The following is a 10,743-nucleotide window of genomic DNA, read 5'->3' as shown; positions in this document are numbered from 1 at the left end:
GCCCTAAGCAGGGGGGTGGGGTTAGATTTCGTCAGGCGGGGTGGGTACGGTCGTCGTCGCTGGCTGGAGTACCCGGCCGAGATAAACAAACATCGATGCCAATCGATGACGATGAGGAGGAATCGTGGCCCTTCCCCAGTTGACCGACGAGCAGCGCGCGGCCGCGTTGGAGAAGGCTGCTGCCGCACGTCGAGCCCGAGCCGAACTCAAGGACCGGCTCAAGCGTGGTGGCACCAACCTCAAGCAGGTGCTCAAGGACGCCGAGACCGATGAGGTCTTGGGCAAGATGAAGGTTTCGGCGCTGCTCGAGGCGTTGCCGAAGGTGGGCAAGGTCAAGGCGCAGGAAATCATGACCGAGCTCGAGATCGCACCGACCCGCCGGTTGCGCGGCCTGGGTGACCGTCAGCGCAAGGCGCTGCTGGAAAAGTTCGACTTTTCCTAACCCGGCCAGCATGCAGGCCGACGATGGCCTGAGGCGGGGTGGAAAGCCGGACGACGAGCGCGACCCGCGTGCGCGGCCCCCGGCCGTCGCGCGCGTGGTCGTGCTGTCCGGTCCCTCCGCGGTCGGTAAATCCACGGTGGTCCGCTGTCTGCGTGACCGGATCCCCGACCTGTACTTCAGCGTGTCGGCGACCACCCGGGCGCCGCGGCCCGGCGAGGTCGACGGCGTCGACTACCACTTCGTGACCGCGGAGCAGTTTGCGCGGCTGATCGAAGAGCACGCGCTGCTGGAGTGGGCCGAGATCCACAACGGTCTGCACCGCTCCGGCACCCTGCGCGAACCGGTCCGGGAGGCCGCCGCCGCCGGTCATCCGGTGCTGATCGAGGTCGATTTGGCCGGGGCGCGGGCGGTTAAGCGGGCGCTGCCGGAGGCCATCACGGTGTTCCTGGCGCCGCCGAGCTGGGAGGTGCTGGAGGCCAGATTGGTGGGCCGCGGCACCGAAACGCCGGCGGTGCGGCAGCGCCGGCTGGCCACCGCACGCGCCGAACTGGCAGCTCAGGGCGACTTCGACCACGTCGTGGTGAACCGCCAATTGGAGACAGCCTGCGCGGAATTGGTATCCTTGCTGGTGGGAACCGCCCCGGACCCGGAGTGAGCCGCCCGCCCAGACTCAAAGTCCTTCAGACCCCAGTCCTTACCCGCCAGGAGATAGCTACGTGACTACGCCCCAGACCGACGCGCCGTTGGCGGCCGTCCCCGACGAGTTCGACGTGTCCGTCGGTGGCTACGACACCCCGCTGGGCATCACCAACCCGCCCATCGACGAGCTGCTGGAGCGCGCGTCGAGCAAGTACGCGCTGGTGATCTACGCCGCCAAGCGGGCCCGTCAGATCAACGACTACTACAACCAGCTCGGCGACGGCATCCTCGAGTACGTCGGCCCGCTGGTGGAGCCGGGCCTGCAGGAAAAGCCGCTGTCCATCGCGCTGCGGGAGATCCACGCCGACCTGCTCGAACACACTGAAGGCGAGTAAGGGGAGCAGGGGCGGTCCGCGATGAGCCTCCGGGGCGACGAGCAGTCGTGAACGAGCGCAAGCGGATCGTCGTCGGTGTCGCCGGCGGCATCGCCGCCTACAAGGCGGCCACCGTCGTGCGCCAACTCACCGAGGCCGGGCATCAGGTCCAGGTCATCCCGACCGAATCGGCGTTGCGGTTCATCGGCGCCGCCACCTTTGAGGCGCTGTCCGGGCAGCCGGTGCGCACCGGGGTGTTCGAGGACGTCCCGGCCGTGCCGCATGTGGCCATTGGGCAGCAGGCCGATCTGGTCGTGGTGGCACCGGCCACCGCCGACCTGCTGGCCCGGGCGGTCGCTGGCCGCGCCGACGACCTGCTGACCGCCACCCTGCTCACCGCGCGATGTCCGGTGCTGTTCGCCCCGGCGATGCACACCGAGATGTGGCTGCACCCGGCCACCCAGGACAACGTGGCCACCCTGCGGCGGCGCGGGGCGGTCGTCCTAGAGCCCGCGTCGGGCCGGCTGACCGGCAGCGACACCGGGGCCGGCCGGCTGCCCGAGGCCGAGGAAATCACCACCTTCGCCCACCTGCTGCTGGAGCGCCACGACGCGTTGCCCTACGACCTGGCCGGCCGCAAGGTGCTGGTCACCGCCGGGGGCACCCGCGAGCCGATCGACCCGGTCCGCTTCATCGGCAACCGCAGCTCGGGCAAACAGGGCTATGCGGTGGCCCGGGTGGCGGCCCAGCGCGGCGCCGAGGTGACGCTGATCGCCGGGCACACCGCCGGGCTGATCGACCCGGCCGGGGTGGACGTGGTGCACATCAGTTCGGCCCAGCAGCTGCGCGACGCGGTGTCCAAACATGCCCCCGAGGCGCACGTGCTGGTGATGGCGGCCGCGGTCGCGGACTTCCGGCCGGCCCAGATTGCGCCCGCCAAGATCAAAAAGGGCAGTGCGGCGCCGCCGACGATCGACCTGGTCCGCAACGACGACGTGCTGGCCGGCGCGGTGCGGGCCCGCACCGACGGGCAGCTGCCCAACATGGCCGCGATCGTCGGGTTCGCCGCCGAAACCGGCGACGCCAACGGTGACGTGCTGTTTCATGCCCGCGCCAAGCTGCGCCGCAAGGGCTGTGACCTGCTGGTCGTCAACGCCGTCGGGGAGGGCAAGGCGTTCGAGGTGGACCACAACGACGGCTGGCTGCTGGCGGCCGACGGTGCCGAGTCGGCCTTAGAGCACGGCTCCAAGACGCTGATGGCGAGTCGTATCGTGGACGCCATCGTCACATTTCTGCACGGGCACAGCGGGTAGCGGCCGGCGGTGCGGACCCGGTTACCGGGCCGGGCTGCCCGGGCGGGTCGGGCCCACAAACGATATGATTTGGTTAGCTAAGTTTTGATGGTGGAAGGATGACATCGTGAGCAATAAGGGTCGACTGTTTACCAGTGAGTCGGTGACCGAGGGCCATCCGGACAAGATCTGTGATGCGATCAGTGACTCGGTGCTCGATGCGCTGCTGGCGCAGGACCCCCGCTCACGTGTCGCGGTCGAGACGCTGGTCACCACCGGGCAGGTGCACCTGGCCGGGGAGGTGTCCACCACCGCCAAAGAGGCGTTCGCCGACATCACCAACATCGTCCGGGAGCGGATCCTGGAGATCGGCTACGACTCGTCGGAAAAGGGCTTCGACGGCGCGACGTGCGGGGTGAACATCGGGATCGGCGCCCAGTCGCCCGATATCGCCCAGGGTGTGGACACCGCCCACGAAGCCCGGGTGGAGGGCGCGGCCGACCCGCTGGACGCCCAGGGCGCCGGCGACCAGGGCCTGATGTTCGGCTACGCGATCTCCGACACCCCCGAACTGATGCCGCTACCGATCGCGCTGGCGCACCGGCTGGCCCGTCGGCTCACCGAGGTCCGCAAGAGCGGCGTGCTGGACTACCTGCGCCCGGACGGCAAGACCCAGGTCACCGTGCAGTACGACGGCAACACCCCGGTGCGGCTGGACACCGTGGTGCTGTCCACCCAGCACGCCGACGGGATCGACCTGGACGCCACCCTGACCCCGGACATCCGCGAGAAGGTGGTCAACACCGTGCTCAACGACCTCGGGCACGACACCATGGACACCTCCGATTACCGGCTGCTGGTCAACCCGACCGGCAAGTTCGTGCTGGGCGGCCCGATGGGGGACGCCGGGCTGACCGGCCGCAAGATCATCGTCGACACCTACGGCGGCTGGGCGCGGCACGGCGGCGGCGCCTTCTCCGGCAAGGATCCGTCCAAGGTGGACCGCTCGGCGGCCTATGCGATGCGCTGGGTGGCCAAGAACGTGGTCGCCGCCGGCCTGGCCGAGCGGATCGAGGTGCAGGTCGCCTACGCGATCGGCAAGGCCGCGCCGGTCGGGTTGTTCGTCGAGACGTTCGGCACCGAGACCGTGGACCCGGTCAAGATCGAGAAGGCCATCGGCGAGGTGTTCGACCTGCGGCCCGGCGCGATCGTCCGCGACCTGGACCTGCTGCGCCCGATCTACGCGCAGACCGCCGCCTACGGCCACTTCGGCCGCACCGACGTCGAGTTGCCGTGGGAGCAGCTGAACAAGGCCGACGACCTCAAGCGCGCCGTCTAAGAGCCGGGCACCCCGCGGCGCTGCTGAAATCGACGTCCATATGGCGCGGAAACCCCGTTTTTTCGGGCTGAGTGTCAATCTGGACGTCGATTTCAGCAGTAGCGCTGCCGCGCGGGCGTTAGAGCAGCCCGAAGCCGACCACCCCCGGGTCGTCGGCGAGGGCGAACCGGTGGATGCTGACCCCGCCGAATTCGTTGCCGCCCACCGTCGTTACGGTGCCGGCGTCGTCGGCGACCACGATGTTGGTGTGCTGGTGAAACGGGCTGGCGTCGCTGTACATCACCACGTCAGCGACCTGCGGTAGGTAGCCCGAATCGGCCGGCCGGAACCGCCCGGTCGACTGGTAGTAGTCCTGCAGGGTGCCCACGCCCGGGATGCGCCACGAGTCCGAGTTGGGGTTGGCCAGCGGATGCCCGGACGCCTGCATGACCCAGCTGACGAAGTCCGCACACCAGGGTTCGTCGTTGCCTTGGGAGTAGAACGTCTTCGGCTGGTCCGCGTGGAACTGGTCGCGCAGCTGGTCGACGACCGCCACCTGGGCCGGGTTCAGCCCGGTGGTGTCGACGGTCGGGAACGACGTCAGTCGGGTGCCCTCGATCGCCTTCGGGTGATGCCACCGCGGGCCCCAGCACAGCAACGCCGTCGCCCCGGCCACCACGATCACCATCGCCGGCAGCCACAGCCGGCGACGCGACACTGTCGTGCTCATCGGCGCAACGCTAGCCGACGGTGATCCAATTGGCGCGCAACAGGCGCCATAGCCTGGGTTAGGTTCACTGCTATGACCATCGCGCAGCAGACCGGGACACTGGCCGACGTGCGCGATGCCCGTCGCGCGTTGATGGCGGCGGTGCAGCCGTGGTGGGTGCAAGCGATGCAGCTGGCGGGCCCCGCGTTCATGGCGGCAAGTACGCTATCGACCCCGCTGCTCGTTGCCGCCTTCGGTGGCACGTCCGTTGTGGTCATCTTCGGCGCTGGGATCGTCATGCTGGCCGTGATTATTGCGGCGGGGGTGCGGCTACGCGCCACACGTCGGCTGCGTCCGTTTAAGCTGCACCTTTGGTCGCGCCGGGCGGGCGCCGCCGTGGGGGCGTTATTCGTGGCCTGGTTGATCGTGACACTGATCCTGATGGCCCTCGTTTTCCGTTGGGAGCTGCCGGCCTGGTGTTTCTCGGTGCTGGTGCTCGTCCTGATTGTGGTGCTCATGGTGTCTTGCTACGCCCTGGCGTGGCGCGTCGACCCGTACGGTATCGACAGTCGGTTGCTGCGCGAAGTGCCCGATCACCCCACGTTCTGGGATCGGGTGCTCGGGTCGCGGCAGCCGCTGGCGGTGTGTGCGGTCCTGGCGTCGGTCGGCCAGATGGACGCGGGCTTACTCGCTCGGGTGTTGCGGCTGACCGACCCGGAACTGGGCCAGCACACCACTGAACTTGTTCGTGCTCAATACCTTTACGCCTACCCGGAGGGCGCGCGGTGGTGGTTCGGGCTCACCCCGCTCGGACGCACGGTCTATCGCCGTCATCTGCGGGCGCTGCTGCAAGCGGGCGGCGGGACCGCCTGATGTGGCCACCGTCGGCGAGATCGCGCTGATCAGCTTCTTGGTGATCGCCGTGGGCGTCATCGGGGTGGCGTTCATTCGCGGGGTGCGGGCCAACGGATTCCCGGACCGACCGGCCGACGGCACCGAGGCCTACCGCGAGGCATTGGGTGGCCCACGCTGGCGGCTGTCGCCGCCCGACCAGGACGACGAGCAGACGTAAATTCGCACAAAACCACGCCCGGGTGTGCGATTTTGCGTCTGCTCGCGCCGCTAGGCGCTGAACCGGTAGTCGTCGAGGTCGAAGCGGCGGCTGTGCCAGACGGCTTCCACCGTCGTGGTGGGCCGCAGCGGCACGTCGCCGTTCTTGTCGAAGTAGTAGCTGTTGGCCAGCCGGCAGCTGTCCTGCCAGAACACCTGCCGGTGCCGTTTGCGCATCATGTCGGCGAAATACCGGGCGTTGGCCTCCTCGGTGACCTCCACCCGGGTCGCCTGCCGGCGTCGGGCCCGCTCCAGGCACCGCACGATGTGATGGGTCTGCGCCTCGATCAGCGCGAAATACGACGAGCCCACGTAACCGTACGGCCCGAAAACACTGAACAGATTCGGGAATCCGGGAATGCTGACCCCCTCGTAGGCCTGCAGCCGGTGCTCGTCCCAAAACCGGCTCAACGAGCGCCCGCCGGCGCCGGTGACCGCGAAGGTGGGCACGCTGTCGGTGTCCATCACCTTGAACCCGGTGGCCAGCACCAGCACGTCGACGTCGTGCTGCTCGCCGTCGGTGGTGGCCACCCCGGCGGGGGTGACCTTGTCGATCGGCTCGGTCACCAGCCGCACGTTGTCCCGGTTGAAGGTGGCCAGGTAGCCGTTGTGGAAGCCGGGCCGTTTGCAGCCGACCGCGTAGCGCGGCGTGAGTTGGTCGCGCACCACCGGGTCGCGGACCTGCTGGCGCAGGTAGGCGCGTCCCGCCGACTCCATCCGTTTCGCCAAGGGAAAAACGGTGAAGTACTGCGCGGCGATCGGGAAGGTCAGCTCGACATAGGCCTGGCTGAGCAGCCGCTGGATGGTCTTGCCGCCGGGAATGCGCATCGCCCACCGCGCCGGCTTGGGCAGCGGCACATCGAGTTTGGGGAAACACCAAATCGGGGTGCGCTGAAACACGGTGAGGTGCTCGACGATTGGCGCGATCTCCGGGATGATCTGCACCGCCGATGCGCCGGTGCCGATGATGGCGACGCGTTTGCCGGCCAGATCCTGGGTGTGGTCCCAGCGCGCGGTGTGCATGGTGAGGCCGTCGAAGCCCTCGACGCCGTCGATATCGGGCAGCTTCGGCACCGTCAGCACCCCGCTGGCGTTGATCAGGAACCGGGCCGTCACCGTCTCGCCGGTATCGAGCTGCACCCGCCACCAACAGCGCGCGTCGTCGAACTCGGCGCCGAGCACCTTGGTGTTGAACCGGATCCGGGACCGGATGCGGTATTTGTCGACGCAGTGCTCGGCGTAGGCCTTCAGCTCCTTGCCCGGTGCGTAGGTGCGCGTCCAATCCGGACTCTGCTCGAACGAGAACTGGTAGGAAAACGACGGAATATCCACGGCGATACCGGGATAGGTGTTCCAATGCCAGGTGCCGCCGACGCCGTCGCCGGCCTCGATCAGCCGGTAGTCGGGCAACCCGGCCCGGTCGAGTTTGATCGCGGCGCCGATCCCGGAGAACCCGGCGCCGACGATCAGCGCGTGGTGATCGGGTGGTGCCACCCGGTCCGCCTCTGCAGCGCGGCTCATCCCCCCACTGTAGGAGCTGCCCGCACCGGGCGGGGCGCCGTTACGGGATCGGGTCGGTGTTCAGCCGCCACGGCGGGAACTGCCGGTTGTCTCCGGCGTGGAACAGGCACAGCTGGTGACCGTCGGGGTCGCGCAGCTTGGCTTCGCGCCACAGCCACGGCTGGTCGGTCGGGGGCTGGGCGAACTCCACGTCGGCCGCCCGCAGCCGGTCGTATTCGCCGTCCAGGTCGTCGCTTTCGAAGTAGATCGTCACCTGCTCGGTGGGCGAGACGGCGTCCACCAGGAACGCCGAGAAGGTACTTGCGCCGACCGGACACTCGAACCGCAGGTAGTCGTCGGTCCGGACGATCAGCCGCAGCCCCAGCAACCGGTAAAACCGCTCGGACCGCGCCAGATCGGTGACGCCCACGCCGACCTGGTTCAACCGCATGACATCACCACAGCGCGGCCCGCAGCGCGGCCAGCCCGCGGTCGGCGGCCTCGGTGGCGGCCGGCACCACCCCGGCGTAGCCGAGGAAGCCGTGCACCAGCGTCTCGGCGTTGTCCACCTGCACCGGCACCCCGGCGCCGGCGAGCAGCTCGCCGTAGCGCAGGCCGTCGTCGCGCAGCGGGTCATAACCGGCCACCGCGATGTAGGCCGGTGGCAGGTCGGCGAAGTTTTCGGCGCGTCCCGGGGCCATCCGCGGCGGCGGGTTGCGCAGATCGACGTCCCCGGCATACCAGCGGGTGAACGCGGCCACCGCTTTCAGGTCGAGGATGGGGGCGTTGGCGTTCTCGCTGAACGACGGCAGCGACGCGTCGTACACGGTGGCCGGGTACCACAGCAGCTGAAACACCGGCCGCGGCCCCCCGTCGTCGCGGCACTGCTGGGCGACGACGGCCGACAAGGTGCCGCCGGCCGAGTCGCCGGCCACCGCCAGTCGCGCCGGGTCGGCGCCCAACTCGTCGGCGTGCGCAAACACCCACTGCAGCGCGGCCCAGCTGTCCTGCACCGCGGCCGGGTACGGATGCTCGGGCGCCAGCCGGTACGCCACCGACACCACCACCGCGTCGGCGCCCACGGCGTGCTGGCGGGCGGTGCCGTCGTGGGTGTCCAGATCGCCGGCGACGAACCCGCCGCCGTGGAAGAACACCACCACCGGCGCGGGGTCGGTCGGCTCGGGTGGCCAGTAGATGCGCACCGGGAGGTCGCCGGCGGGCCCGGGGATGGTGCGGTCCTGCACCCGCAGCTCCGGGTGGATCGGGCGTCGGGGCAGCTCCGCCAGCTGTCGGCGCGCCACCTCGACACCTTGCTCGGTCGAGAACTGAAACGGCACCGCGTCCAGTACCTTCTGCAGAATGGCGTCGACGGGTGGCTTGTCACCGGAAACGGACATGCAGACACCGTACGCACCGCGGTCGGTGACGGGTGCATGGATGGTCGCCGGTTGGGCGGGCGCCGGCTACGGGATCTTTTTGACCGTGACCGCCGTGCGCTCGCTGCCCGGTGCCGACTTGACCGGGCAGTGGAGTTTGCAGCCGCTGTGCAAAGCGTCGATGGCGATGCTGTTGGCCGTCGCGGCGGCGGCGCATCCGTTGGTGCGCGAGCGGCGCTGGCTGATGCCGGCGTTGGGGTTTTCCGCGGTGGGGGATTGGCTGTTGGCGATCCCGTGGTGGCCGATGTCGTTCGTGGGCGGGTTGGGTGCCTTCCTGCTCGCGCACCTGTGCTATCTGGGCGCGCTGGTTCCGCTGGCCGCGCCGACGCGCCGCCGGTGGATCGCGGTCGCGGTGACCGTTGCCGCGTGTGTGGCGCTGCTGGTGTGGTTTTGGCCGGGCCTGGCCCGCGAGGGGCTGGTGCTGCCGGTGATCGCCTACATCGGGGTGCTCGGGGCGATGGTGTGCGCGGCGCTGCTGGCCCGGCTGCCGACGGTGTGGACCGCGGTTGGGGCGGTGTGTTTCGCGGTGTCCGACGCGATGATCGGCATCGGCCGGTTCGTGCTGGGCAATGAGGCGCTGGCGGCGCCGATCTGGTGGGCCTACGCGGCGGCCCAGATCCTGATCACCGCCGGGTTTTTTTTCGGCCGGCCGGGCGCGAGCGTGCGCGAACCCGGGGATTAGTGCGGCGTGTCGACCGGGGACACGCACGCTCGCGGCCGGAAACACGCCGCCGAGCATGAGCCGATCGCGCGGGTGCTGCCGATGCTGTCGGTGCCGCACCTGGACCGCGAATTCGACTACCTGGTGACCGCCGACCAGTCCGACGACGCCCAACCCGGGGTGCGGGTGCGGGTCCGCTTCCACGGCCGGCTGGTCGACGCGTTCATCCTGGAGCGCCGCACCGACACCGACCACGTCGGCCAGCTGGGCTGGCTGGACCGGGTGGTCTCCGCCGAGCCGGTGCTGACCGCCGAGATCCGCCGCCTGGTCGACGCGGTCGCGGCCCGCTACGCCGGCACCCGCCCCGATGTGCTGCGGCTGGCGGTGCCGCCCCGGCACGCCCGGGTGGAGCGCGAAACCCCGCCGGCGCCGGACCCACCCGGCCCGGCGCCGGTCGACCCGGCCGGCTGGCAGGCCTACACCCGCGGCGCCCAGTTCCTGGCGGCCCTGGGTGAGTCGCGGGCCGCCCGGGCGGTGTGGCAGGCGCTGCCCGGCGAAGCGTGGACCGACCGGCTGGTCGACGCCGCCGCGGCCACCATCCGGGCCGGCCGCGCGGTGCTGGCGATCGTGCCCGACCAGCGCGACGTCGACGCGCTGGCCCGGGCCGCCACCGCCCGCATCGACGAGGCCGCGGTGGTGGCGCTGTCGGCGGGCCTGGGCCCGGCCGCGCGGTATCGGCGCTGGCTGGCGGTGCTGCGCGGGCACGCGCGGCTGGTGATCGGCACCCGCAGCGCGGTGTTCGCCCCGGTCGCCGACCTGGGCCTGGTGATGGTGTGGGACGACGGCGACGACACCCTCGCCGAGCCGCGGGCCCCCTACCCGCACGCCCGGGAGGTGGCGATGCTGCGGGCCCACCAGGTGCGCTGCGCGGCCCTGATCGGCGGCTACGCCCGCACCGCCGAGGCGCACGCGTTGGTCCGCAGCGGATGGGCCCACGACGTGGTGGCGCCGCGGGCGCTGATCCGGACCCGCACCCCGCGGGTGGTGGCCCTCGACGACAGCGGCTACGCCGACGAACGCGACCCGGCGGCGCGTACCGCGCGGCTGCCGTCGGTGGCGCTGCGCGCCGCCCGTGCCGCGCTGCAGGCCGACACGCCGGTGCTGGTGCAGGTGCCGCGGCGCGGCTATGTGCCGTCGCTGGCCTGCGGGCGCTGCCGCGCCATCGCCCGCTGCCGGCACTGCACCGGCCCGCTGTCCCTGCC

Annotated in this window: 13 protein-coding genes; 9 read left to right on the top strand and 4 right to left on the bottom strand. The window is 70.3% G+C overall.

The window, feature by feature from the left end; all coding sequences use genetic code 11:
* Window positions 1–124 precede the first annotated feature (124 nt).
* From mihF to metK, 5 genes are all read left to right on the top strand, one after another.
* Window positions 125–442: an integration host factor, actinobacterial type gene (mihF, locus tag BKN37_RS23200; RefSeq protein WP_003932123.1), complete on the top strand. Its 318-nt coding sequence runs from the start codon at window positions 125–127 to the stop codon at window positions 440–442.
* A gap of 28 nt (window positions 443–470) precedes the next feature.
* Window positions 471–1,097, top strand: a complete 627-nt coding sequence (gene gmk, locus BKN37_RS23195) for a guanylate kinase (protein ID WP_423212831.1) — start codon at window positions 471–473, stop codon at window positions 1,095–1,097.
* Between the two features lie 61 nt (window positions 1,098–1,158).
* Window positions 1,159–1,476, top strand: coding sequence for a DNA-directed RNA polymerase subunit omega (gene rpoZ / locus BKN37_RS23190; protein ID WP_071029289.1), 318 nt, complete (start codon window positions 1,159–1,161; stop codon window positions 1,474–1,476).
* Window positions 1,477–1,523: 47 nt separating this feature from the next.
* The gene (coaBC, locus tag BKN37_RS23185; protein WP_071029288.1) at window positions 1,524–2,768 is read left to right on the top strand and encodes a bifunctional phosphopantothenoylcysteine decarboxylase/phosphopantothenate--cysteine ligase CoaBC; all 1,245 of its coding nucleotides are present in this window, start codon (window positions 1,524–1,526) and stop codon (window positions 2,766–2,768) included.
* 106 nt (window positions 2,769–2,874) lie between these two features.
* Window positions 2,875–4,086, top strand: coding sequence for a methionine adenosyltransferase (gene metK / locus BKN37_RS23180; protein WP_071029287.1), 1,212 nt, complete (start codon window positions 2,875–2,877; stop codon window positions 4,084–4,086).
* 118 nt (window positions 4,087–4,204) lie between these two features.
* On the opposite strand, the gene BKN37_RS23175 is transcribed toward metK, so the two are convergent.
* Window positions 4,205–4,795 (bottom strand): CHAP domain-containing protein, encoded by a 591-nt coding sequence (locus BKN37_RS23175; RefSeq protein ID WP_071029286.1) that lies wholly within the window; start codon window positions 4,793–4,795, stop codon window positions 4,205–4,207.
* Between the two features lie 72 nt (window positions 4,796–4,867).
* Here BKN37_RS23175 and BKN37_RS23170 point away from each other — a divergent pair, with 72 nt between their 5' ends.
* Window positions 4,868–5,647, top strand: a complete 780-nt coding sequence (locus BKN37_RS23170) for a helix-turn-helix domain-containing protein (protein ID WP_071029285.1) — start codon at window positions 4,868–4,870, stop codon at window positions 5,645–5,647.
* 1 nt (window position 5,648) lies between these two features.
* On the top strand, window positions 5,649–5,846 hold the full coding sequence (locus tag BKN37_RS23165) for a hypothetical protein (RefSeq protein ID WP_071029284.1): 198 nt from the start codon (window positions 5,649–5,651) through the stop codon (window positions 5,844–5,846).
* A gap of 50 nt (window positions 5,847–5,896) precedes the next feature.
* Here the strand turns inward: BKN37_RS23165 and BKN37_RS23160 are convergent, their stop codons facing one another.
* From BKN37_RS23160 to BKN37_RS23150, 3 genes are read right to left on the bottom strand one after another with little or no spacing between them, the layout of a single operon-like run.
* Window positions 5,897–7,405 (bottom strand): flavin-containing monooxygenase, encoded by a 1,509-nt coding sequence (locus tag BKN37_RS23160; RefSeq protein WP_071029283.1) that lies wholly within the window; start codon window positions 7,403–7,405, stop codon window positions 5,897–5,899.
* 40 nt (window positions 7,406–7,445) lie between these two features.
* Entirely contained in the window at window positions 7,446–7,835 is a 390-nt protein-coding gene (locus tag BKN37_RS23155) for a VOC family protein (protein ID WP_071029282.1), read from the bottom strand.
* 4 nt (window positions 7,836–7,839) lie between these two features.
* Window positions 7,840–8,781, bottom strand: a complete 942-nt coding sequence (locus BKN37_RS23150) for an alpha/beta hydrolase (RefSeq protein ID WP_071029281.1) — start codon at window positions 8,779–8,781, stop codon at window positions 7,840–7,842.
* Between BKN37_RS23150 and BKN37_RS23145 the strand changes: the two genes are divergently transcribed.
* Window positions 8,780–9,502: a lysoplasmalogenase gene (locus tag BKN37_RS23145; RefSeq protein WP_071029280.1), complete on the top strand. Its 723-nt coding sequence runs from the start codon at window positions 8,780–8,782 to the stop codon at window positions 9,500–9,502. The two genes, BKN37_RS23150 and BKN37_RS23145, sit on opposite strands and share 2 nt — an antisense overlap.
* A gap of 81 nt (window positions 9,503–9,583) precedes the next feature.
* A partial coding sequence (locus BKN37_RS23140) for a primosomal protein N' family DNA-binding protein (RefSeq protein ID WP_479724560.1) occupies window positions 9,584–10,743 on the top strand: 1,160 nt, incomplete at its 3' end.

It is taken from the genome of Mycobacterium talmoniae (assembly GCF_001854525.1).
Lineage (GTDB): Bacteria > Actinomycetota > Actinomycetes > Mycobacteriales > Mycobacteriaceae > Mycobacterium > Mycobacterium talmoniae.
This window is presented reverse-complemented; position numbering and strand designations above follow the sequence as displayed.